General features: G+C 47.1%; 25 protein-coding genes, 1 rRNA gene and 2 other annotated features. All 26 genes read left to right on the plus strand.

What is annotated here, in order from left to right:
* A 5S ribosomal RNA gene (gene rrf / locus ACTRXH_RS13485) occupies nucleotides 1–77 on the plus strand; the annotation flags it as partial.
* Nucleotides 78–180: 103 nt separating this feature from the next.
* The gene (locus ACTRXH_RS13490) at nucleotides 181–891 is read left to right on the plus strand and encodes an MgtC/SapB family protein (protein ID WP_474263590.1); all 711 of its coding nucleotides are present in this window, start codon (nucleotides 181–183) and stop codon (nucleotides 889–891) included.
* Nucleotides 892–1,032: 141 nt separating this feature from the next.
* Nucleotides 1,033–1,497, plus strand: coding sequence for a CtsR family transcriptional regulator (locus ACTRXH_RS13495; protein ID WP_322527264.1), 465 nt, complete (start codon nucleotides 1,033–1,035; stop codon nucleotides 1,495–1,497).
* 14 nt (nucleotides 1,498–1,511) lie between these two features.
* Nucleotides 1,512–2,087: a UvrB/UvrC motif-containing protein gene (locus tag ACTRXH_RS13500; RefSeq protein WP_474263592.1), complete on the plus strand. Its 576-nt coding sequence runs from the start codon at nucleotides 1,512–1,514 to the stop codon at nucleotides 2,085–2,087.
* Nucleotides 2,087–3,151 (plus strand): protein arginine kinase, encoded by a 1,065-nt coding sequence (locus ACTRXH_RS13505; protein ID WP_474263595.1) that lies wholly within the window; start codon nucleotides 2,087–2,089, stop codon nucleotides 3,149–3,151. Before ACTRXH_RS13500 ends, ACTRXH_RS13505 begins: the two co-directional genes overlap by 1 nt.
* A gap of 30 nt (nucleotides 3,152–3,181) precedes the next feature.
* A complete protein-coding gene (gene clpC, locus ACTRXH_RS13510; protein WP_474263597.1) occupies nucleotides 3,182–5,638 on the plus strand; it encodes an ATP-dependent protease ATP-binding subunit ClpC in 2,457 nt (818 codons plus the stop codon).
* Between the two features lie 132 nt (nucleotides 5,639–5,770).
* The gene (gene radA / locus ACTRXH_RS13515; RefSeq protein WP_322527260.1) at nucleotides 5,771–7,159 is read left to right on the plus strand and encodes a DNA repair protein RadA; all 1,389 of its coding nucleotides are present in this window, start codon (nucleotides 5,771–5,773) and stop codon (nucleotides 7,157–7,159) included.
* A gap of 183 nt (nucleotides 7,160–7,342) precedes the next feature.
* The gene (locus ACTRXH_RS13520; RefSeq protein WP_474263600.1) at nucleotides 7,343–8,467 is read left to right on the plus strand and encodes a PIN/TRAM domain-containing protein; all 1,125 of its coding nucleotides are present in this window, start codon (nucleotides 7,343–7,345) and stop codon (nucleotides 8,465–8,467) included.
* Nucleotides 8,468–8,706: 239 nt separating this feature from the next.
* Nucleotides 8,707–9,402 carry a 2-C-methyl-D-erythritol 4-phosphate cytidylyltransferase gene (ispD, locus tag ACTRXH_RS13525; RefSeq protein WP_474263602.1) on the plus strand — a complete coding sequence of 232 codons (696 nt, stop codon included), beginning with the start codon at nucleotides 8,707–8,709 and terminating at the stop codon, nucleotides 9,400–9,402.
* Nucleotides 9,402–9,881 carry a 2-C-methyl-D-erythritol 2,4-cyclodiphosphate synthase gene (gene ispF / locus ACTRXH_RS13530; RefSeq protein ID WP_474263604.1) on the plus strand — a complete coding sequence of 160 codons (480 nt, stop codon included), beginning with the start codon at nucleotides 9,402–9,404 and terminating at the stop codon, nucleotides 9,879–9,881. Before ispD ends, ispF begins: the two co-directional genes overlap by 1 nt.
* Nucleotides 9,882–9,936: 55 nt before the next feature.
* Nucleotides 9,937–11,397, plus strand: coding sequence for a glutamate--tRNA ligase (gene gltX / locus ACTRXH_RS13535; protein ID WP_474263606.1), 1,461 nt, complete (start codon nucleotides 9,937–9,939; stop codon nucleotides 11,395–11,397).
* 9 nt (nucleotides 11,398–11,406) lie between these two features.
* Nucleotides 11,407–11,624, plus strand: a binding site (T-box leader).
* A gap of 88 nt (nucleotides 11,625–11,712) precedes the next feature.
* Nucleotides 11,713–12,387 carry a serine O-acetyltransferase EpsC gene (gene epsC, locus ACTRXH_RS13540; protein WP_474263608.1) on the plus strand — a complete coding sequence of 225 codons (675 nt, stop codon included), beginning with the start codon at nucleotides 11,713–11,715 and terminating at the stop codon, nucleotides 12,385–12,387.
* Entirely contained in the window at nucleotides 12,387–13,781 is a 1,395-nt protein-coding gene (cysS, locus tag ACTRXH_RS13545) for a cysteine--tRNA ligase (RefSeq protein ID WP_474282591.1), read from the plus strand. The genes epsC and cysS overlap by 1 nt, the downstream gene beginning before the upstream one ends.
* A 1-nt stretch (nucleotide 13,782) precedes the next feature.
* Nucleotides 13,783–14,199 carry a Mini-ribonuclease 3 gene (locus tag ACTRXH_RS13550; RefSeq protein ID WP_474263612.1) on the plus strand — a complete coding sequence of 139 codons (417 nt, stop codon included), beginning with the start codon at nucleotides 13,783–13,785 and terminating at the stop codon, nucleotides 14,197–14,199.
* A complete protein-coding gene (rlmB, locus tag ACTRXH_RS13555; protein WP_474282593.1) occupies nucleotides 14,196–14,948 on the plus strand; it encodes a 23S rRNA (guanosine(2251)-2'-O)-methyltransferase RlmB in 753 nt (250 codons plus the stop codon). Before ACTRXH_RS13550 ends, rlmB begins: the two co-directional genes overlap by 4 nt.
* The gene (locus ACTRXH_RS13560; protein WP_474263616.1) at nucleotides 14,945–15,457 is read left to right on the plus strand and encodes an NYN domain-containing protein; all 513 of its coding nucleotides are present in this window, start codon (nucleotides 14,945–14,947) and stop codon (nucleotides 15,455–15,457) included. Before rlmB ends, ACTRXH_RS13560 begins: the two co-directional genes overlap by 4 nt.
* Before the next feature lie 61 nt (nucleotides 15,458–15,518).
* Nucleotides 15,519–16,187: an RNA polymerase sporulation sigma factor SigH gene (gene sigH, locus ACTRXH_RS13565; RefSeq protein WP_474263619.1), complete on the plus strand. Its 669-nt coding sequence runs from the start codon at nucleotides 15,519–15,521 to the stop codon at nucleotides 16,185–16,187.
* Between the two features lie 351 nt (nucleotides 16,188–16,538).
* Nucleotides 16,539–17,366, plus strand: coding sequence for an MIP/aquaporin family protein (locus ACTRXH_RS13570; RefSeq protein WP_474282595.1), 828 nt, complete (start codon nucleotides 16,539–16,541; stop codon nucleotides 17,364–17,366).
* A 33-nt stretch (nucleotides 17,367–17,399) separates the two neighbouring features.
* Complete coding sequence (gene glpK, locus ACTRXH_RS13575) at nucleotides 17,400–18,929, plus strand: glycerol kinase GlpK (RefSeq protein ID WP_474282597.1); 1,530 nt, start codon at nucleotides 17,400–17,402, stop codon at nucleotides 18,927–18,929.
* A 296-nt stretch (nucleotides 18,930–19,225) separates the two neighbouring features.
* Nucleotides 19,226–19,423 (plus strand): preprotein translocase subunit SecE, encoded by a 198-nt coding sequence (secE, locus tag ACTRXH_RS13580; RefSeq protein ID WP_474263626.1) that lies wholly within the window; start codon nucleotides 19,226–19,228, stop codon nucleotides 19,421–19,423.
* A gap of 55 nt (nucleotides 19,424–19,478) precedes the next feature.
* Entirely contained in the window at nucleotides 19,479–20,012 is a 534-nt protein-coding gene (nusG, locus tag ACTRXH_RS13585; protein WP_091616735.1) for a transcription termination/antitermination protein NusG, read from the plus strand.
* 179 nt (nucleotides 20,013–20,191) lie between these two features.
* The gene (gene rplK / locus ACTRXH_RS13590; RefSeq protein WP_022794455.1) at nucleotides 20,192–20,617 is read left to right on the plus strand and encodes a 50S ribosomal protein L11; all 426 of its coding nucleotides are present in this window, start codon (nucleotides 20,192–20,194) and stop codon (nucleotides 20,615–20,617) included.
* 120 nt (nucleotides 20,618–20,737) lie between these two features.
* Complete coding sequence (rplA, locus tag ACTRXH_RS13595) at nucleotides 20,738–21,436, plus strand: 50S ribosomal protein L1 (protein ID WP_474263628.1); 699 nt, start codon at nucleotides 20,738–20,740, stop codon at nucleotides 21,434–21,436.
* Nucleotides 21,437–21,536: 100 nt separating this feature from the next.
* Nucleotides 21,537–21,690, plus strand: a sequence feature (ribosomal protein L10 leader region).
* A gap of 43 nt (nucleotides 21,691–21,733) precedes the next feature.
* Complete coding sequence (gene rplJ, locus ACTRXH_RS13600; RefSeq protein WP_322527246.1) at nucleotides 21,734–22,240, plus strand: 50S ribosomal protein L10; 507 nt, start codon at nucleotides 21,734–21,736, stop codon at nucleotides 22,238–22,240.
* A 52-nt stretch (nucleotides 22,241–22,292) separates the two neighbouring features.
* Nucleotides 22,293–22,655: a 50S ribosomal protein L7/L12 gene (gene rplL, locus ACTRXH_RS13605; RefSeq protein WP_319630636.1), complete on the plus strand. Its 363-nt coding sequence runs from the start codon at nucleotides 22,293–22,295 to the stop codon at nucleotides 22,653–22,655.
* A 105-nt stretch (nucleotides 22,656–22,760) separates the two neighbouring features.
* The gene (locus tag ACTRXH_RS13610) at nucleotides 22,761–23,357 is read left to right on the plus strand and encodes a class I SAM-dependent methyltransferase (RefSeq protein ID WP_474282599.1); all 597 of its coding nucleotides are present in this window, start codon (nucleotides 22,761–22,763) and stop codon (nucleotides 23,355–23,357) included.
* Nucleotides 23,358–23,838: the final 481 nt, after the last annotated feature.

Raw genomic sequence — 23,838 nt, forward strand, 5'->3', positions numbered from 1 at the left:
CGAACACGGAAGTTAAGCTCTTCAGCGTTGATGATAGCCGGGGGTTCTCCCCCCGTGAAAGTAGATCGCTGCCGGGCGAGTTCAACCGTTTCCCTTGTTGGGGAAGCGGTTTTTTTATATCATGAAGCGTTAAACAAAGTAAAAAAGATAAGGTATAATAAATGAAAGGATGTGACTCAGGTGGAGCAGTGGATGGAATATGAATCAATTACGATACTCATTCGTTTAATTCTTGCTGCCTTTTTGGCGGGAGTAATAGGAATTGAACGTGAATCGAAAGGCCATCCAGCTGGTTTTCGGACCCACATGCTGGTTGGGACCGGTTCCTGTTTAGTGATGCTGCTTGCGTTGTTTGGCTTTCAGGATTATTTAAACCAAAACGGGGATTTGGTTGCTTATGATCCTTCACGTCTGGCCTCTTATGTAATAAGTGGGATTGGCTTCCTCGGCGCTGGTACCATTATAGTCCAGGGTGCTTCTATCCGGGGGCTGACTACTGCTGCTTCCATCTGGATAGTCGCTGCTATCGGCTTGACTATAGGAGCAGGCATGTTTTTTGCTGGTATTGCCGCTACAGTTCTTGTATTGACAAGTCTTATCTTTTTAAACCACGTAGACAAATGGTTTAAAAACGTTTCTGATACGGACGTATTGTTTATAGCTATGAACAAAGAGGCAAATGAGCTCGGCGAGACGATTCAACGTCTGGAAAGCATGGAAGTTCAAGTTCAAAAAATAAAGGGCAAGGAATTTGATGAAGACGAAGCCCCTCTGCTTCATTATTATATTAAAGTTCAACTGCCGGAGGGGATAGCTGAAACAGAACTGTATGAGTCTTTATATAAAATAGAAAGCATAAAAGAAATAGAGCTTAATCCGTCCTATGAGTAACATACTGCAGGACGGATTTTTCATTTTGCTCGTCTCTAGCTTGAAAACAGTTGAATAATATTATATATTATAGTCAAAGATAGTCAAAATCAATTTTTTGATAATAGCAAGACGAACCGGGGCGGAGAGGAGGTCGCGGGAATGAAAAGCATGTCTGATGTTATTGAAAATTATTTGAAACAAATTTTAACACAGAGTGAACAGGATCTAATTGAAATTAAAAGAAGTGAACTTGCAAAGCGCTTTGAGTGTGTCCCCTCCCAGATTAACTATGTCATAAGCACGCGTTTTACTATTGAAAAAGGCTATGTAGTAGAGAGTAAACGTGGTGGTGGCGGGTATATACGAATTACAAGGGCTAAAATTTCAGATCACGCAGAACTGCTTCGGCAAGTTTCAGATCTTGTAGGGCACGGTATTGACCAAAGAACAGCAGAGAGCGTTATTATGCGTTTGTTTGAGGAAAACGTGGTGAATAAGCGTGAAGCAAATTTGATGCTTGCGGCAGTTGATAGGTCTATACTGGCCTTAAAGTATCCAGAAGAAAGGGATATTGTTCGTGCGCGGATTATGCAAGCTATGATAGAAAGTCTGCGCTATGAATAAGGGAGGGAAGATATATGATCTGCCAGAATTGCGGTCAGCGTCCGGCCTCTTTGCATTATACGAAAATCGTTAATGGAGCTAAAACAGAGCTTCATTTATGCGAAGAGTGTGCCAAAGAACAGGGGGAATCCTCTGAAACAGAGCATTCTTTCATGTCGGCTGCGGGCGGCTATACCATCCAGGATTTATTGTCGGACTTACTAAACATGGACCAGCCCAGTACAGCTGGAAACGCTGAAAAAAAACAGCCGAAAAAAACAAACACAAACAGGCCGCTGACATGCGACAACTGCGGACTGACGTATAAGCAGTTCACTAAAACCGGCCGATTGGGCTGTGCTCATTGTTATCACGCATTTGAGTCGAAGCTGACGCCTGTTTTTCGCCGGGTGCACAGCGGCAATACCAATCATACCGGCAAGGTCCCAAAACACAGGCACGAGAAGCTGCATGCCCAAAGAGAGCTCGAGGAGAAAAAACAACAGATTAACATTCTCGTCCAAAATGAAGAGTTTGAAAAAGCTGCGGAATTAAGAGACGAAATCCGTACCCTTGAAAAGCAGTTTCAGGGAAGGGAGGAAGACAGCTGATGGCATCCGAGCACTTTTTTTCAGAAGCGATCAGTCCGTGGATGCAGGAAGGGCCGGGACCGGAAGGCGATATTGCCCTCAGCACCCGGATCCGGCTTGCTCGTAATATAGAGCAGTACCCCTTTCCTGTTTTTGCTTCAGAAGAAGCAAGTGCAACACTTCTGCGCTATGCTTCCTCTACTCTTTTGAATCAGTCAGAAGAAGTAGGCTCTCTTGAAGCGTTGAATATGAATGAGCTTCGTCCGAATGAACGGCAGGTACTGGTGGAAAAGCATCTTGTCAGCCCGTATTTAATAAAAAACATGGAACATAGTGCTGTTCTTTTGAATAACGATGAATCAATCAGTATTATGGTTAATGAGGAAGATCATTTGCGTCTTCAATGTCTGAGTAACGGCATGCAGCTTGAAGAATGTTACAATGAAGCTGACCGTCTGGACGATTGGGCAGAGGCTAACCTTACCTATGCGTTTGACGAACGGCTCGGTTACTTAACAAGTTGCCCGACGAATGTAGGGACAGGTATGAGAGCTTCAGTAATGGTACACCTGCCTGCGTTAGTCTGGACCAATCAACTCAGCCGTATTCTCCCGGCTATTCACCAGCTTGGCCTGGTCGTAAGAGGCATTTACGGAGAAGGCAGTGAAGCACTCGGCAATCTTTTCCAAATTTCCAACCAGATGACACTGGGAAAATCTGAAAAAGATATTATCGAAGATCTGCGCGGTGTAGTAATGCAGGTGATTCAAAGAGAACGCCATGCACGCGAGTCTCTGCTCAGCTCTTCAAGGTTAAAGCTCGAAGACAGGGTGTTCAGATCCTACGGTATCCTTGCATACAGCCGGACAATGACGACAAAAGAGGCTGCTAACCGTTTATCAGATGTAAGGCTTGGTATCGATCTGGATTTAATTAAAGGGATTCCGGGTAATATTTTGAATGAACTTATGTTACTGACTCAGCCTGGTTTTCTTGAGCAGTATGCAGGAAAATCACTGAGTCAGGAAGAAGCAGATATAAGACGGGCAAATGTGATCCGTGAGAGAATAAAACTTGAACTATAGATTTACTAATGCGTAGGAGGTGCGTGCAACATGATGTTCGGCCGTTTTACAGAACGAGCGCAAAAAGTACTGGCGCTAGCTCAGGAAGAAGCTATCCGCCTTGGCCATAATAATATAGGAACAGAGCATATTCTGCTCGGTTTAGTGCGTGAAGGTGAGGGCATTGCTGCAAAAGCTCTGCAGGCACTGAATTTGGATACAGACCAGATTCAGCAGGAGGTGGAAACCCTTATCGGCACAGGCCAGCAGGGGTCGAAAACGATTCATTATACCCCGCGGGCGAAAAAAGTTATTGAGCTTTCCATGGATGAGGCACGAAAGCTTGGCCATTCCTATGTCGGCACAGAGCATATTCTGCTTGGATTAATCCGGGAAGGAGAAGGCGTTGCAGCCCGGGTGCTGAATAATCTTGGAGTTAGTCTGAACAAAGCCCGCCAGCAGGTGCTTCAGCTTCTCGGAAGCAATGAAGGGGCTTCGAGCTCCGGAAGCCAGCAGGCTCCGGGAGCAGGTGGAAGTGCCAACACGCCGACTCTTGACAGTTTAGCAAGAGATTTGACGGCAGTAGCTAAAGAAGAAGGTCTTGATCCGGTAATCGGAAGAAGCCAGGAAATTGAACGTGTTATTCAGGTATTAAGCCGCCGGACGAAAAACAACCCGGTTCTTATCGGGGAGCCTGGTGTAGGTAAAACAGCTATCGCTGAAGGCCTCGCTCTGTCGATCGTTTCCAATGAAGTGCCGGAAACACTCCGCAATAAGCGGGTTATGACTCTCGATATGGGTACTGTTGTTGCCGGCACAAAATACCGCGGTGAATTTGAAGACCGTTTGAAGAAAGTAATGGAAGAGATTCGTCAGTCCGGAAATGTGCTGCTGTTCATTGATGAACTGCATACATTAATCGGTGCCGGCGGTGCAGAAGGTGCAATCGATGCCTCGAACATCCTGAAGCCTTCACTCGCACGCGGAGAGCTTCAGTGCATCGGTGCCACCACCCTGGATGAGTACCGCAAGTATATTGAAAAAGATGCTGCGCTTGAACGTCGTTTCCAGCCAATTCAGGTGGACGAACCGACACTTGAAGAATCCATTCAAATTCTTGCCGGACTGAGAGACCGTTACGAAGCCCATCACCGGGTAACTATCGGAGACGAGGCGATTGAACAGGCAGTAAAATTATCCGATCGGTATATTTCGGACCGTTTCCTTCCGGATAAAGCAATCGACTTAATCGACGAAGCAGGTTCACGGGTGCGTCTGCGTTCTTATACAGCGCCGCCGAACCTGAAAGAACTCGAGCAGAATCTCGAAGAAACGCGTAAGGAAAAGGATGCGGCCGTGCAGAGTCAGGAATTTGAAAAAGCGGCTTCACTCCGTGATTCCGAACAGCGGCTTCGGGCGGAAGTCGAAGAGATGAAAAACGAATGGAAAGAAAAACAGGGGCAGGAAAACTCTGCAATTACGACAGAAGACATTGCTCAGGTGGTTTCAAGCTGGACAGGCGTTCCGGTCTCCAAGCTTGCAGAAGAAGAAACGGACCGCCTGCTTCATATGGAAGACATTCTGCATAACCGGGTTGTCGGCCAGGATGAAGCAGTCAATGCCATTTCCAAAGCAGTGCGCCGTGCCCGTGCCGGATTGAAAGATCCAAAACGGCCGATCGGCTCCTTTATCTTCCTCGGGCCTACCGGTGTAGGTAAAACGGAGCTGGCACGCGCTGTTGCAGAAACATTGTTTGGCGATGAAGAATCGATTATCCGAATCGATATGTCCGAATATATGGAACGCCACGCGACGAGCCGCCTGGTCGGTTCTCCTCCAGGCTATGTCGGCTATGAAGAAGGCGGACAGCTGACAGAAAAAGTGCGCCGTAACCCGTACTCCGTAATTTTGCTGGATGAAATCGAAAAAGCTCACCCGGAAGTATTTAATATTCTGCTTCAAGTACTTGAAGACGGTTTTCTTACCGACTCTAAAGGACGCCGGGTCGACTTTAGAAATACAGCGCTGATTCTGACATCAAACGTCGGGGCAAGTACTCTGCGTCAAAATAAAAGTGTCGGCTTCGCTGCCCAGTCCACCGAGCAGAAATTCGATGATATGCGGGATAAAATCATGGGCGAGCTGAAAAACACGTTCCGTCCTGAATTTATCAACCGTTTGGATGAAATCATTGTCTTCCACAGCCTGGAAAAAGAGCACATCAAAAAGATCGTGCGCTTAATGACAGAGCAGCTTAAAAAGCGTGTGGAAGAGCATGGTATCAGCATTGAAATTACTGAAACAGCACTTGATAAAATTGCTGACGAAGGTTTCGATCCTGAATACGGGGCCCGCCCGCTCAGACGTGCTCTGCAGCGTCACGTGGAGGACCGTTTGTCCGATGAGCTGCTTAAAGGTACGCTTGAAGAAGGCAACACTGCTGTGATTGACGTGAAAGACGATGAATTTATCGTTGAAACAAAATCAGGCACAGCGAAAGCGCAATAAAGCTATACTCGAAACAGCTGCCTTGTGGCATATTAATGTCAGGGGGCAGCTTTTTTTCTTTTTATGAACGATAAAATTACGTGGAATCGAAACGAAAAATAGATACAGCCCGTAGTAAAAGAGGAGGATCGTATGGCAAAAGCTAAAACAAAATTTGTCTGCCAGGAGTGCGGGTATGAAACCCAAAAATGGATGGGGCGCTGTCCTGCCTGCAGCAACTGGAATACGATGGTAGAGGAAAAAGAAGCACCGGCATCGAAAGCAGGCCGCCGCCCGGCGGCAAATGTATTCAGCGAAGCTGACAAACCGACACCGATTACCCAGGTAACCGGAGAAAAGGAAAACCGCATTTCAACGTCTGTAGGCGAACTAAACAGAGTATTAGGCGGGGGCATCGTGCCCGGGTCACTCGTACTTGTTGGGGGAGACCCGGGAATTGGGAAGTCAACGCTGCTTCTGCAGGTCTCTGCTCTGCTTGCTTCTCAGAAGTACCGTGTCCTTTATGTTTCCGGAGAGGAGTCGGTCAAGCAGACGAAAATGAGAGCGGAACGGCTCGGTGTGGAAGCAGACACGCTGTTTGTCTTTACAGAAACGAACATGGAGCGCATTGAAGCTGCGATGGAGGAAGTGAAGCCGGATCTTGTGATTATCGATTCGATTCAGACCGTCCATTCGGATGAAATCCAGTCGGCGCCCGGGAGCGTAGCGCAGGTGCGTGAATCGACGTCGACATTTATGCACATTGCAAAAAATCAGGGCATTGCTGTATTTGTTGTAGGACACATGACCAAGCAGGGGTCCATTGCCGGACCTAAAATGCTCGAGCATATGGTGGATTCTGTGCTTTATTTTGAAGGCGAACAGCATAATACGTACCGGATTTTACGGGCCGTTAAAAACAGATTTGGTTCGACGAACGAAATTGGAATATTTGAAATGAAGGAGGCTGGACTGAAGGAAGTAACAAATCCTTCAGAAATCTTTCTTGAAGAGCGGACGGAGGGTACTTCGGGATCAGCTGTTGTAGCTTCTCTGGAGGGGACCCGGCCGGTGCTTGTAGAACTGCAGGCGCTGATCGCCCCTACCAGCTATGCTTACCCGCGCCGTACGGCTACAGGAATCGACCAGAACCGGATTGCGCTTCTGATGGCAGTGCTTGAAAAGCGTCTTGGCATGCTTCTTCAAAACCAGGATGCCTATATTAATGTCGCCGGAGGCGTGAAGCTCGACGAGCCGGCAGTCGACCTTGGTATTGCTATATGCGTTGCCTCGAGCTTTCGGAATCAATCCACAAACCCGGGGGATATTGTTATGGGAGAAGTCGGCCTTACCGGAGAAATCCGGCGTATTTCGAGGGTGGAGGAGCGCGTGAAAGAAGCAGCGAAGCTTGGGTTTTCGCGGGCGATTATTCCATCGAAGAATATCGGGGGCTGGACATTTCCGGAAGGCATTCAGGTAGTAGGCGTCAAAACGCTTGAAGAAGCACTTGATGCTGCACTCGAACCAGCGCCGCTTAGATAAATTAAAGATGAAGGTCCTGATCGCATAGGGGGACCTTCTCTATCCTTTTTCCTAATAATTAAGAAAATTCAACAATCTCATGAACATATTGTATCAAATTGTCCAAAGTTATGATAAATATGACGTTAGTGGTTTGTACCAGAGGAAAAATGTTTATAATACACTTAAGGAGGTGTTTGGAAAGTGTTGGAAAAGATTGTACAATTATTTTTTGTTCTTGCCGGTATTACGTTAGGATTCCTTTATATTCCTGAACTTATTTCTTTATTTCCTTTTTATACTTTTCCTGAATGGGTTTACAATGCCTATATCGGTGCTGTTGTAGGAGCGGTAATCGTTGGGTTTGTGTTTTGGGCCGTGAGCCTTTGGATCGCAACGCCAATTGTCAACGGCATGCGGTTCCTTGAAGAAAAGGTCGTGAAAGCTCCTGTCACAGACGTGCTGTTTGGAACGCTTGGACTGATTTTTGGCCTGGTGGTTGCCTTTCTAATTTCTCTTCCACTCAATTCTATCCGTATTCCAGTAATTGATTCCGTTCTTCCCCTATTTTTATCCTTTTTCTGCGGCTATTTTGGCTTTCAGATTGGATTTAAAAAGCGTGATGAACTGTTGGGCCTTTTTTCAAGCTCAAAAAACGCTGCAGCAAAGGAAGAAGCAGCGCTGGCTGCTGCAGCAGCTTCAGAAGAAAACCAGGCGTGGGAGAAGCTGCTCGATACAAGTGTGATTATTGACGGGCGCATTGCAGATATCTGCCAGTCAGGATTTATTGAAGGGAAGCTGGTGATCCCGGAGTTCGTACTTGAAGAGCTTCAGCATATTGCGGATTCCTCAGACGTATTAAAGCGTAACCGGGGCCGTCGAGGACTCGATATTTTAAATCGTATTCAGAAGGAGCTTCCTATCGAAGTAGAGATTACGGACGCCGATTTTGAAGACATTCATGAAGTGGACAGCAAGCTGGTAAAGCTTGCGAAAGTGCGAAATGGTATTGTCGTCACCAATGATTTTAATTTAAACAAAGTGTGCGACCTTCAAGGCGTCAGTGTATTAAACATCAATGATTTGGCTAATGCAGTCAAACCGGTGGTTCTTCCTGGTGAGGAAATGATGGTCCAGGTAATCAAAGACGGCAAGGAACAAAGCCAGGGGATTGGATACTTAGACGATGGCACGATGATTGTAGTCGAAAGCGGCAAAGGCTATATCGGCCAGGAAATAGAAGTGGTAGTCACGAGTGTCCTGCAGACAAGTGCGGGACGGATGATATTTGCAAAACCAAAGGTATCGAAACGTGAAAAAGCTTTATAATGAGATGCCCTGTGCCTGCACAGGGTTTTTTTATGCGGATTTCCATCAAATATAAATAGCTGGCAGCTTTTCCTATAGGGGAAGTTTTGGTAAAATTAATGTTTGATAAGCGGTGCGGTAGAATAAATACAGCGTTTTTCGGGTATCAGCATATTATTAACAGGCGGACTTTGCTAAAAAAGCAGAGAAAAAGCAATACATACAACGGGAACATAATGTCTTGAAATTGGAGAGGTACTATGAACTATGCGGTAGTCATTCCTGCAGCCGGCCAGGGAAAACGAATGCTGGCAGGCCATAATAAACAGTTTCTCGTTTTAGAAGAACGGCCATTAATAATTCATACTGCATCTGTTTTCGAGCAGGATCCGTGGTGTAAAGAAATTATTGTTGTTGCCAATGCTTCAGAAATTTATGACATGGAAGAGCTTTTCGAAGAGTGGGGCATTCGGAAGGTGAAGCAGGTGGTTGTAGGTGGAAATGAGCGACAGAACAGTGTGCACGAAGGCTTGAAACGCCTTCTTCCCGAGCACCGGGTCGTTCTGGTGCACGACGGGGCCCGCCCATTCGTGGAACAGGAAGATATTCACCGCCTCGTGGAACAGGCAGAGCAAACAGGGGCAGCAGTGCTTGGCACAAAAATGAAAGACACCGTCAAACGTACAGATGGGGAGACGGTGCTTGAAACGATCGACCGTTCCAGCTTATGGGCGGTACAGACCCCGCAGGCGTTTCAGGCAGCGGTGGTGACGGAAGCCTACGATTACGCAGCAACCCACCAGATTATTGGCACAGACGATACCAGCCTTGTGGAATATATGGGCCGGCCGGTAAAGATTGTGGAAGGAAGCTACGATAATATTAAATTGACCACTCCTGAAGACATGGTGGTAGCCCGGGCGATTTTGCAGAAGCGAAGAGAGGGAAGAAAGTAATGAGAATTGGACATGGATATGATGTACACCAGCTGCAGGAAGGACGGCCTTTAATCCTGGGAGGGATAAACGTTCCTCACGATAAAGGACTGCTCGGACATTCGGATGCAGACGTTTTACTTCATGCAGTAACAGATGCGATACTAGGGGCAGTCGGGCTCGGCGATATCGGCAGGCATTTCCCGGATACGGACCCGGAATTTAAAGATGCTGATTCTGCGGACCTGCTTGCTCATGCCTGCAGTCTTGTGAAAGCAAAGGGATGGAAACTTGGAAATGTCGATGCGACCATACTGGCCCAGCAGCCAAAAATGGCTCCGCATATTCCGGAAATGAAAAAGCGTATCGGCGAACTGCTTGAAGCACAAGCAGAGGACCAGGTGAATGTAAAAGCGACGACCACAGAGAAGCTAGGATTCGTCGGCCGAAAAGAAGGTATTGCTGCTCATGCTGTTGTACTTCTGCAGCCAGCCGATTAAATATACGTAAAAATAGAGAATATAAAAAACAGAAAGTCTACGGAGGGTGAAGGAAATGAGTGAAAAAGTACGTGTACGGTTTGCTCCGAGTCCAACCGGCCATCTTCATATCGGCGGAGCGCGCTCGGCATTATTTAATTATTTATTCGCGAGAAGCCAGGGCGGAGATTTTATTCTGCGGATTGAAGATACAGACCAGGAGCGTAATGTGGAAGACGCTACGGCCCGTTTAATGGAAAGCCTGCGCTGGCTTGGCATTGAATGGGATGAAAGTGTGGATGTCGGCGGCCCGCATGCTCCTTATCAGTCGATGGAGCGAATCGGACTGTATAAAGAATATGTCCAGCGTCTTCTCGATGAAGGCAAGGCCTACTATGATTATATGACAGAAGAAGAGCTTGCCCAGGAAAGAGAGGAACAGATGGCCCGCGGGGAAGCGCCGAAATACAGCGGACGGGATCGGGATCTTACACCAGAGCAGCGGAAAGCATATGAAGACCAGGGCATTAAGCCGGTCGTTCGTTTCCGTGTTCCTGAAGGACAGAGCGTCATCATTGATGATGTTGTAAGAGGAAATGTTATTTTCGAATCCAACGATATCGGTGATTTTGTCATCGCCCGTAAAGACGGCATACCAACATACAACTTTGCGGTAGTGATTGATGATCATTTGATGGAAATTTCCCACGTCATCCGTGCAGAAGAGCATCTTTCCAACACGCCGCGGCAGGCTCTGGTCTACGATGCCTTTGACTGGGAAAAGCCGCGTTTTGCCCACGCTTCACTGATTTTGAATCCGAACCGCCAAAAAATGAGCAAGCGTGATGGCTCCGTTATTCAATTTGTAGAACAGTACCGTGATCTTGGATATCTTCCGGAAGCTATCGTGAACTTTCTGGCACTGCTCGGGTGGTCTCCAAAAGGAGAAGAGGAGCTGTTTACGATTGAAGAATTAAAAGAACAGTTTTCACTTGAGCGGGTTTCGAAGGCGCCGGCGGTCTTTGATACGGACAAACTTGCCTGGATGAACAACCAGTACGTAAAAGAAGTGGACACAGAACGTCTTACGCTGCTTGCACTTCCGCATCTGCAGGAAGCAGGAAAGCTGCCGGCAGAACTTTCGGAAGACCAGTACGAGTGGCTGAAGCAGCTTGTCGGGATCTATCAGGAACAAATGCACTATGCAGCAGAAATTGTCGATCTGACAGATCTGTTCTTCAAAACAGAAATCGACTATACCCAGGAAGCCCGGGAAGTACTCGAGCAGGAGCATGTAAGCACCGTACTTCAGCACTTCTCGAAAGAGCTTGACGAGGCTCCGGATTTTGAACCGGAAACGGTGAAAAAAGCGGTAAAAGCTACCCAGAAAGCGACAGGCTATAAAGGAAAGCAGCTATTTATGCCAGTCCGGGTGGCAACGACCGGGCAGACGCACGGACCCGAGCTCCCGGCAGCCATTTCGCTCCTCGGAAGAAACGTCGTGCAGGCAAGACTGCAGCAGGTTATCTCCTCCTAAATAAATATCGGTAAAACTATGACAGGAAGAAGTAAAAAACAACAGGCTTTATACAGAGATGCTCTCCGTTGGCTGAGAGAGGGCACTGAGCCGGTTTTTGAAATGCATCCTGGAGTCCTCTGCTGAATATAGTAGGCAGCGGCGGAGTGTGCCCCGTTACGGCAAAAAGAGAAGCGTCTGTCCCGGCGCTTAAACAGAGTGGAACCGCGCTTTAAAGCGTCTCTGTGCGAATTCGCACAGAGACGTTTTTTTTATTGATATACTAAGCATATAATATGAAAGCCTGAGAGAAGGAATAGAAAGTGGGGAAGCACCATGTGGAAAACGCTGAAAAATGATTTGGACGTCGTATTTGACCAGGATCCGGCAGCGAGAAACCGTCTGGAAGTGGTCTTCACGTATGCGGGGGTACACGCAGTATGGTCTCATCGTTTCGCTCATTGGCTGTGGAAGAAAAAGATGTTTTTTCTTTCCCGCGTGATCTCTCAGCTCAGCCGCTTTGTCACCGGAATTGAAATTCATCCGGGAGCGGTGGTCGGCGAACGGTTGTTTATTGATCACGGCATGGGGGTCGTTATCGGAGAAACATGTGAAATTGGCGATAATGTCACGATTTTCCAGGGCGTTACTCTGGGCGGCACGGGCAAAGAAAAAGGCAAGCGGCATCCGACGATTGAAGACCACGTATTAATCGCAAGCGGCGCCAAAGTACTCGGTTCCATGACGATTGGTAAGCATTCCCGTATTGGTGCGGGCTCGGTCGTATTGAATGAAGTGCCGCCCAACTCGACGGTCGTCGGCATTCCGGGAAAGGTCGTTGTACAGGATGGCGTGAAAATCAACAGAAACTCGCTCGACCATCAGAATCTCCCGGATCCGGTGGCTGATAAGATCCGTTCACTCGAAGAGGAAATCGAGCTGCTGAAAGAACAACTCCCGGAACATAAAAGTGCAAACCGCGAACAATCGGTGAAAGGAAGAGAGCAGTAATGGCGATTCATATATACAATTCGTTAACTAATCAAAAAGAGCTGTTTCAACCGATAGACCCGGACCGGATTACGATGTATGTGTGCGGGCCGACTGTGTACAACTACATTCATATCGGCAACGCCCGTCCTGCTATCGTTTTTGATGCTGTCCGCCGCTATCTGATCTACCGTGGATACAATGTGTATTACGTGTCGAATTTTACCGATGTGGATGACAAAATTATTAAAGCTGCGCAGGAAATGAATGAAGAAGTGCCTGTGCTCGCTAATCGTTTTATTGATACGTACCTTGAAGATATCGAATCGCTCGGAGTTGAAAAAGCGGATCTTCATCCACGGGCGACCGAAACAGTGACAGAAATGATTGAGTTTATCGAGCAGCTGATCGCAAAAGGATTTGCCTATGAATCAAACGGTGATGTGTATTACCGCACGAAGAAATTCAAAAACTACGGGAAGCTTTCCTCCCAGTCTGTCGGGGATCTGCAGATGGGCGCGCGGATTGAAATAGGCGAACAGAAAGAGGACCCGATGGACTTCACGCTCTGGAAAAAAGCGAAGGAAAACGAAATCGCCTGGGACAGCCCGTGGGGCGAAGGACGCCCGGGCTGGCATATTGAATGCTCGGCGATGGTGAAAAAATATATGGGAGATACTATCGACATCCATGCCGGCGGCCAGGATTTAAAATTTCCTCACCACGAAAACGAAATTGCCCAGACGGAAGCATTGACCGGAAAACCGATGGCCCACTACTGGATGCATAACGGCTATATTAATATTAACAATGAAAAAATGTCGAAATCGCTCGGTAATTTCGTGCTGGTGCATGACATGATTCAGCAGCACGATCCGGAAGTAATCCGCTTTTTCATGATGCAGGCGCACTACCGCAATCCTATTAACTTTGACAACGACCTGCTTGAATCAGCCAGGGCCGGGCTGGAACGACTTCGTTCGACGATTGAAAACGTCAAGCACCGCCGGGGCGAAAGCGCGGACGGCGGCAGCAGGGAAGGACGGGAAGCAGCAGAACGGGCGAAAGCGCGCTTTCTGGAGGAAATGGACGATGATTTTAACACGGCAAATGCCATCAGTGTGCTTTTTGACCTGGCCCGGGAAGCAAATAAATACATGCAGCAGCCGCAGACAAGTATTGATTCGCTGGACGCAATTATTGAAACGATGACAGAAATCGGAAACGTCCTGGGGGTTTCTTTGGAAAAAGAAGAAGAAATGCTCGACGAAGATATTGAACAGCTTCTCGAAGAACGGGTGGAAGCAAGAAAAAACAAAAACTTTGCCCGTGCCGATGAAATCCGGGACCAGCTCGAGAACGACGGAATTTTATTGGAAGATACGCCGCAGGGAATCCGGTGGAAGAGGAAATAACATGATAAACTATAGTAAAGTGGATGAAAAGCAGTTAAATGCGCTGGCGCTTGCCTATATGGGAGATGCAGTGCTTGAAACCCACATCCGTCATTATTTAATTTCGGAAGGGAAAGTTCGGCCGCAGGAGTTGCATAAGCAGGCTACCTCCTACGTATCGGCTCAGGCACAGGCGGAAGTGCTTCGGTCCATGTGGGATGAAGGGTATTTAACTGAAGAGGAGACAGCCGTAGCCAGGCGGGGACGTAACGCGAAATCCGGAAGCATTCCCAAAAATGCGGATCTGGCCACCTACCGCATGAGTACGGCTTTTGAAGCAATGCTTGGGTATCTGTATTTTGCCGGCAGACAGGAACGGGTGAACGAAATTATTGCATTTGCGATAGACAAAACACAAGAAAGAGGCCAGTCATTATGAGCCAGGAATGGATCGCGGGGAAAAATCCTGTTATAGAAGCGTTAAAAGCCGACCGGAAAATTGAAAGAATTATGATCGCAGACACTTCCAAAAAAGGAGCAGCACAGGAAATACGCGCTCTCGCAGGAAAAAAAGGCATAACGGTTCAGGAGGTTTCAAAGAAAAAACTCGATGAACTCGATGCAGGCGTGCATCAGGGAGTGGCAGCTGCTGTCCCTTCGTATCAGTATGCAGGGCTGGATGATTTATTCCGTAAAGCAGAAAAACAGAATGAGGATCCTTTTTTCCTCGTACTGGACGGGGTGGAGGACCCTCATAATCTGGGGTCCATGATACGAACCGCGAATGCCTCCGGCGTGCACGGCGTCATTATTCCGAAAAGGCGGGCGGCGGGTGTGACCCAGACTGTGGTAAAAACATCAGCAGGAGCCGTCGAGTACGTGCCGGTAGTCCGGGTAACTAACATTAATAAGACGCTCGATGAATTAAAGGAAAAAGGTCTTTGGGTAGCCGGGACAGGCACAGAAAATGCCTCTGATTACAGGCAGATGCAGGCGGATATGCCTCTTGCTCTCGTAATCGGAAATGAGGGTAAGGGATTGAGCCGGCTCGTAAAGGAAGCCTGTGACTTTCTGGTAGAGATTCCGATGCACGGACCGGTTACTTCATTGAACGCTTCTGTCGCTGGTGGTGTTCTAATGTACGAAGTGCTGCGCAAACGCCAGGAGAAGGGAAGGCAGACACCATGAAGGACATTCTTCTCGTAGATGGATATAATGTAATTGGCGACTGGCCGGAGCTGAAGCCGCTCCGGGCCGGTCATCTTGAAGAAGCACGGGACCGGCTTATTGACGCGATGGCGGAATACCAGGCGTATAAAGGATGGAGAGTTATTGTTGTTTTCGATGCCCACATGGTCCCCGGTATCGGAAAAAACTATCAGCTGAAACGTGTGGAGGTCGTATATACGAGAGAACACGAGACAGCTGATGAGCGCATCGAAAAATTAGTTGGAGAGTTAAAAAATGTGGAAACAAGAGTACACGTCGCCACCTCTGATTATGCCGAACAGTCAATGACGTTTGGGAGCGGGGCATTAAGAAAATCAGCCCGGGAGCTCCGGCATGAAGCAAAGCTTGTTGAAAAAGGCATTGAAGAACAGCTTGCAAATCAAAAAAAAGCAATTCATAAGACTACTCTTCCTATAACGGAAGAAATGGCAGAAATTTTCGACAAATGGCGCAAAAGGGATCTGTAGGCAGTTGACGCTCTTATGAACACTCCGATATAATGATTGCTATATTTACACTACTACGCGCATGGGCGGAGGGATTGTATTGAGTACAGACCTCAAGAAACCGGAACAACGTCAAACTACCCGAACCGAAGATGAAATATTGATTGAATTTGCACGTGCAGGCGATAACCAGGCGTTAGAACGACTGATTGAGAAATACCGGCATCTGGTGCGGGCGAAATCGCGATCGTATTTTCTCATCGGGGGAGATTATGAAGATATTATACAAGAAGGAATGATAGGGCTGTACAAAGCTGTACGAGATTTCCGGGGAGACAAACTATCCTCATTCCGTGCCTTTGCTGAGTTGTGTATTACGAGGCAGATCATTACAGCTATAAAGACGGCGACGAGGCAGAAGCATTCGCCGCTGAACTCATATATTTCATTGGATAAACCAGTGTATGAGGAAGACTCGGAACGGCCGCTGCTCGATATTTTAGTAGAGACCCACGCCAAAAGTCCGGAGGATCTGCTGATTATCAGGGAGAAGCAGGAGGATATGGAAACGAAAATTGGCAATGTACTGAGTGAACTCGAACAGCAGGTGCTGCAGCTGTACATCGATGGCCGTTCCTATCAGGAAATGTCCGGACTGCTCGGCAGAAGAAATAAATCAATCGATAATGCGCTTCAGAGAATCAAGCGGAAACTTGAAAATTGTGAAGAGTGGAATGCGTTAATCTCTTGAAAGACGGGGTTTGTAGGCTTTTTGATTTCAGAAAAATCAAAAATAATTATGTGACAAGTTATTGACAGCGTTTTCTCGTAGTGGTAAGCTTTATTTAAGTTAATACGTTAGGTTGAGTATATGAAAGCCGCACACCAGTCATTCCATTGGGATACGTGTGCGGCTTTTTCTAGGCTCACCCGGTTATTTCCGGTTGTTCATGCTAATTTTTATTCATTATTATGAAAGCGTTTTTCTGGAAAATAACCGGGATTAAAGGTCTGGGTCTTGCGGCGCCGCAACAAATAATAAGACGAACCGCCTAACGTTATGACGATAAGTAAGCTTTAATAAAAAAAGGAGGAAGAAGAAATGTCTGTTTATTTAGCAGAGCTTATCGGTACGATGATTCTTATTATCTTTGGCGGCGGCGTAGTTGCCAATATCAGCCTGAACAAATCAAAAGCTCAGGGCGGAGGCTGGATTGTTGTAGCACTTGGGTGGGGGTTTGCGGTGGCAATGGCAGTTTACGCAGTAGGCCAGTTCTCCGGAGCGCATATTAACCCGGCTGTAACGCTCGGTCTTGCTTCTGTTGGGGAATTCGCATGGGCCCAGGTTCCAGGCTATATTATTGCTCAATTAATTGGTGCTGCACTAGGCGGCGTAGTAGTTTATCTTCACTTTCTCGGTCACTGGAAAGAAACAGATGACCCGAATACAAAGCTCGGGGTATTTTCGACCGATCCGGCTCTTCCAAATAGGTTTAATAACTTCTTAAGTGAATTCATCGGCACAGCCGTCCTTGTCGGCGGTATTTTGGGAATTGGTGCCAACCAGTTTACTGAAGGATTGAACCCGTTAATTGTCGGCTTTCTAATCGTAGCGATCGGTCTTTCACTCGGGGGTACGACAGGATATGCTATCAACCCTGCCCGTGACCTTGGCCCGCGTATTGCGCACGCTTTGCTGCCGATTCCGGGTAAAAGAGATTCCAACTGGTCCTACGCCTGGATCCCTGTAGTTGCTCCGGCTGCGGGCGGTGTGTTTGGTGCAATGGTTTACCGGTCGTTCTTCTTAGGAGAAGGCGCTGTGGCATTAATGATTTACTCGGTCATCGTAGCAGTTTTCCTTGGAAGCCTGTACTATATGGGCAAACGTTCTGAGAAAACAGTCATGTCCAACCCTGAAGTTAAAAACTAATACAATTTATATACGAAAGAGGAGATGAGGCGGATGGAGAAGAAATACATTTTAGCAATCGACCAGGGAACCACAAGCTCGCGTGCCATTATTTTTAACAAAGAAGGAGAAATTGTAGGCACCGCGCAGAGAGAATTCAAGCAATACTTCCCAAAATCCGGCTGGGTGGAACATAACGCCCAGGAAATCTGGACTTCTGTCCTCGCAGTACTCGCAGAGGTGCTTGGTGAAAACAATATTCAGGCTGAAGAGATTAACGCGATTGGGATCACGAACCAGCGTGAAACAGCGGTTGTATGGGATAAACACACCGGACGCCCTGTCTATAATGCAATTGTATGGCAGTCGCGGCAGACGATGGACATCTGCAACGAGCTGAATGAGCAGGGCTACGGGGAAATGTTCCGAAACAAGACCGGTCTCCTGATTGATGCTTATTTTTCAGGAACAAAAGTAAAATGGATTCTCGATAACGTGGACGGTGCCCGGGAAAAAGCGGATAACGGAGATCTTCTATTTGGAACAATCGATACGTGGCTCATCTGGAAGCTGTCCGGAGGAAAAGCGCATGTCACGGACTATACCAATGCCGGCCGGACGCTTATGTACAATATTTATGATCTGCAGTGGGACGACGAACTGCTTGATGTTCTGGGAGTGCCGAAGAGCATGCTGCCGGAAGTACGTTCTTCTTCCGAAGTGTATGCCAATACAGTGGACTACCACTTCTTTGGTCAGGAAGTTCCTATTGCCGGCGTAGCAGGAGACCAGCACGCTGCCCTGTTTGGCCAGGCATGCTTTGAAAAAGGTATGGCAAAGAACACGTATGGCACCGGCTGCTTTATGCTGATGCATACGGGGGATAAGCCAGTGCCTTCAAATAATGGATTGCTGACTACTATTGCTTGGGGAATTGATGGTAAAGTTGAATACGCTCTTGAAGGAAGTATTTTCGTAGCCGGATCGGCTATTCAGTGGCTGCGGGATGGTCTTCGGATGTTTACTAACTCTCCGGACAGCCAGAAATATGCCGAGCGCGTCGATGATACGAACGGTGTATACTTTGTACCGGCATTTGTAGGACTCGGTGCTCCTTATTGGGACAGTGAAGCGCGCGGAGCTATTTTCGGACTCAGCCGCGGAACGGAAAAAGAGCATTTCGTAAGAGCAACCCTCGAGTCGCTTGCGTATCAGACAAAAGATGTTCTCGGCGCAATGGAAACAGACTCTGGTATTGAAGTGAAATCTCTCCGTGTTGACGGCGGCGCTGTTTCAAATGATTTCTTGATGCAGTTCCAAAGTGATATTGTCGGAGTGCCCGTAGAGCGCCCGGCTGTTATTGAAACAACTGCGATGGGAGCAGCATATTTAGCGGGGATCGCTACTGGCTTCTGGAGCAGCAAAGAAGAAGTAAAAAAGCAATGGAAAAAAGAGAAACAATTTGACCCGCAGATTAATGAAGATACGAGAACAGAACTGTACGAAGGCTGGAAAGAAGCAGTGGACGCTACCAGAGCGTTCAAACCGGGAAAAAAGAAAGCACCAACGCAGTCAGCTAACTAATAATTATGAAGGGACCGGCGCTTACCGCGAGCGCCGGTTTTTATATGCACTTCAATTTCTTCTTGATTATAGTGGGGAAGTTGTTTATGATTGATATTGGTAGAAATATATGTGCACCTAAAGCAAACAGACCGCAGAGCCCTTAGGAGCGGCTGTTTTTTTAATGGTTGAAAACAAGCAGGGCAAAGAAGCCTGGTGGTACATTCGATGCAGAAAAAGATGCAGATACTTTGTTCGTACGAGACCTTATATTAATAATTCTATAACCGTAAACACCGGTTGATGGAGGTGGCTGCATGGCTGGGGGTACGAAAAAAAGCCCTATCCGCTTTCTCAAAGAAGTAGGGCAGGAAATGAAGCGTGTTACATGGCCGACACGCAAAGAGCTAACGAAATATACGATTGTCACGGTACTGACTATCATCTTTTTTGTGATCTATTTTTCCGTTATCGATTTAGGGCTTTCTGAGCTTGTTCGTGTATTTTTAGAGTAGTAATGGTTGAACGTTTGGAATAAAGGAGGGAAGGGACTTAGCTCCCACTCTAGATATGGAAAAAAGCTGGTATGTAGTCCATACTTATTCGGGCTATGAAAACAAAGTAAAAACAAACCTGGAAAAACGGGTGGAGTCCATGGGGATGACGGATAAGATTTTCCGTGTACTGGTACCTGTGGAAGAAGAAACGGAAACCAAAAATGGGAAGAGCAAAACAGTCTCCAAAAAGGTTTTCCCGGGATATGTCATTGTTGAAATGGTAATGACAGATGACTCCTGGTACGTAGTCCGCAATACGCCCGGAGTAACCGGGTTTATCGGTTCGACAGGAGCTGGGTCGAAGCCAACGCCGCTGCTGCCGGACGAAGTGGATGCTATTCTCGGTCAGATGGGCGAGAAGGAACCAAAGGCAGAGGTTGATTTTGAGCTTAAAGAAGCAGTGAAGGTTACCGAAGGGCCGTTTGCTGATTTCACCGGCACGGTCGAAGAAATTAATGCAGAAAAGCAGAAGGTCAAAGTTTATGTAAACATGTTTGGCCGCGAAACCCCGGTTGAACTGGAGTTTACTCAGGTAGAAAAAATCTAGAGCCGGCTTATTGTTTTCGCCCACTCTTGAATTAGCTGTTGCTTATTTTGGCTGCAGGTGATAAAATCATCCTGTTTGGTATTGAAAGATATCACAGCCTAAAGCACATGGTGTTTTAGAATGAGTGGGAGGATACATTGTATCCGGCTACCACATCACGGACGAAGGAGGTGTGTCGCGTGGCTAAAAGAGTCGAGAAGGTTGTTAAACTTCAAATTCCGGCTGGTAAAGCGAACCCGGCACCACCGGTAGGCCCAGCGCTTGGTCAAGCCGGTGTGAATATCATGGGATTCTGTAAAGAATTTAACGCTCGTACACAGGAGCAGACAGGGACAATCATTCCTGTAGAAATCAGTGTCTATGAAGACCGTTCGTTCACTTTTATTACGAAAACTCCGCCAGCTCCTGTACTTCTTAAAGAAGCAGCTGGAGTCAAAGGCGGTTCCGGTGAGCCTAACCGTAACAAGGTCGGTTCAGTAACCCGGGATCAGGTTCGTGAAATTGCTGAAACGAAAATGCAGGATTTGAACGCATCTGACGTTGATTCAGCAATGCGTATGGTTGAAGGAACAGCCCGCAGCATGGGCTTAAACGTTGAAGACTAATTGAAAGATTTGCCTTGCTGAAGGTTGTGTGGACGCCTCTGACGCTTTTGCCGAAGGGACGGCTCGCAACCTTTACTAGTGGGAGGTCTTACCGTTAAACCACAACAAGGAGGAAAAACAATGCCTAAAAGAGGTAAAAAATACCGCGAGGCGGCGCAGCTCATCGACCAGGAGCAGCAGTACAATGCTGAAGAGGCGATTGAGCTTGCGAAGAAAACATCGATCGTAAACTTTGATGCAACGGTAGAAGTGGCGTTTCGTCTTGGAATTGATCCGCGTAAAAACGATCAGCAGATCCGTGGCGCGATTGTACTTCCAAACGGAACAGGAAAAAGCCAGCGCGTGCTTGTTTTTGCTAAAGGCGAAAAAGCTCAGGAAGCAGAAGCAGCCGGCGCTGATTATGTAGGAGAAGAAGATCTGGTGAACCGCGTGCAGCAAGGCTGGTTTGACTTTGATGCAGTAGTAGCCACTCCTGACATGATGGCCCAGGTAGGGAAATTGGGCCGTACCCTCGGACCGAAAGGCCTTATGCCTAACCCGAAAACTGGTACGGTTACAATGGATGTTACAAAAGCTGTTGAAGAAATTAAAGCAGGTAAAGTGGAATACCGTGTCGATAAGTCCGGTAACATCCATGCGCCAATCGGCAAAGTATCCTTTGATACTGCAAGCCTGGTGGAAAACTTCAACACGGTTGCCGAAGCGCTTCAAAAAGCAAAGCCGGCAGCTGCTAAAGGAACGTACATGAGAGGCGTTGCTGTAACGACTTCCATGGGTCCTGGCGTAAAAGTAAGCACTTCGTCGTTGAAATTCGCATAAATTAAACCGTAATACTTTGTTTGCCGGCAGCTCCCGGGCGATCTTGAAAAAGCTCTTGACCCGGGTGCTGCTTCCATTTATACTAAATGACGGATCAGCCAACAATTTTATATTGTTGCCGCAGACAGCAGGGGTGCAAAGCACTTAAACGTCCTGCCGAGGTACCATTCCTATACATTGAACGTTTTAATGCGTTTTACGGGAGTAGTGTCTTCGTGTCTGCTAATTGGACAGGAAGATTTTTTGTGTCTGCGGTTGCAGGCGGCAAACAATAAAGAATGGCAGGAGGTGGAACGGATGAGCAAAGTAATCGAACAAAAGCAGGCGGTTGTTGATGAAATCGCGGCTAAGCTGAAAGACAGCGTATCGACCGTACTGGTGGATTATCGTGGTCTGGACGTATCGGAAATCACAGAATTGCGTGCGCAGCTTCGTGAAGCAGACGTTGACTTCAAAGTATATAAAAATACAATGGCGCGTCGTGCAGCAGAAGATGTGAATCTGAAGGACGAGTTGAACGATTACCTGGTAGGTCCTACAGCCATTGCGACAAGCAAAGAAGACGCAGTAGCACCTGCGAAAGTGTTGTACAACTTCGCTAAAGATCACGAAGCACTGGAAATCAAAACAGGTGTCATTGAAGGCAGCGTTGTTTCCCAGGAGCAGATCAAGGAATTGGCAAGCCTTCCATCCCACGATGGACTTGTGGCTATGCTGCTTAGCGTTATGCAGGCGCCAATCCGTAACTTCGCACTGGCTACAAAAGCAGTGGCAGAGCAAAAAGAAGAAGAAGAGAGCGCCTAACCAACCGGCGTTTAAATCGGCTTAAATATTAATATTAAGAGGAGGATTATCCATGAGTAATCAAGAAATGATTGATGCGATTAAGGAAATGTCCGTTCTGGAACTGAACGAATTAGTAAAAGCAATTGAAGAAGAATTCGGCGTAACAGCAGCTGCACCAGTAGCAGCTGGCGGTGGCGGCGGTGAAGTCGTTGAGGAAGAGCAAACAGAATTCGACGTAGTACTCGAAAGCGCTGGTTCTTCTAAAATCAACGTCATCAAAGTTGTCCGCGAAATTACCGGCCTCGGCTTGAAAGAAGCTAAAGCATTGGTAGACGGAGCTCCTGACACGTTGAAAGAAGGCGTATCTAAAGAAGACGCTGAAGAAATGAAAGGTCAACTCGAAGAAGCAGGCGCTTCTATCGAATTGAAGTAAGTTTCGTATAAAACTCATCCGCATCTGTGCGGGTGAGTTTTTTGTTGCAATAAACTGTCTGGCCCTGCTATGATAATATTCCAATAATTAGAACGGAGCGATGCTATGAGCGGTGAACAATATTTTCATGCAAATCCAAGCGCGGCGAGCAACGAGAAAGTCATTCATGCAGAGCTTAGGGGAAAAGACTGGTCATTTATTACAGACAGCGGAGTCTTCTCGAAACAAACGGTGGATTTTGGTACGGAGACCCTGCTTGAAACCTTTGAATGGCCGGAGGTAGACGGGGACATCGTAGATGTTGGCTGTGGTTACGGCGTAGTAGGAGTTACTCTCGCCAAAGAAACCACCCGAAGCGTTCTGCTTTTTGATATCAATCAGCGCGCCGTGGAGCTGGCAAAGAAAAATATCCAGCGGTACCAGCTGGATAACGCAGAGGCGGCGGAGAGTGATTTGTTTAGCGCCTATAAAGGCGGAGCGGCAGCAGTTTTAACAAACCCACCCATCAGGGCCGGAAAGAAAGTAGTACACCGGCTGTTCGAAGAAGCTTATGGAGCACTAAAGCCGGGGGGCGAATGCTGGATTGTCATTCAAAAAAAGCAGGGCGCCCCTTCAGCGAAGGAAAAGCTTAATGAGCTTTTTCCGGTCGTGAAAAATGTGAAAAAGAATAAAGGCTATTATATTTTTCGGGCACGTAAATAAATAAAACAGCACCATCAGAAGTTGACGGTGCTGTTTTGATATGGTATTATAATTTAATGCGTATAAGTATCCATACGCGCCAAACTACATGTGATATTCTACTTATTAAATCAGGTGATACCGTAAGAAGTATCATCCATTTCTTTTCTATTTGCCACTTCACGGCTGGGCTGAATTACGGTTACAGCAAGCTTATCCACTACAACGAGAACGTTTGTGCTTTTGATTCCTTCTTATTCTAACACACTCGAATGAGAAATGGGAGAATCGATCGTAATAAGTATTAGGAAAAACAATTCCATTTAAGATAATCAACATAAGTCAGGGAGAAGCGATCAGCGTTCTCAAACTGGCTATTCGGTTTGTGAAGCTTTTTTAACGACGAAGTGTGCGCGGGCTGTTCTCTGTGTTCTGATACGCAGGCGTTTTTATCAGAACAGAAAGAGCCGTCCGTCTACATGACGACGCGTCTCTGCATTTA

Source organism: Marinococcus sp. LNHM5E3-2.1, assembly GCF_056034365.1.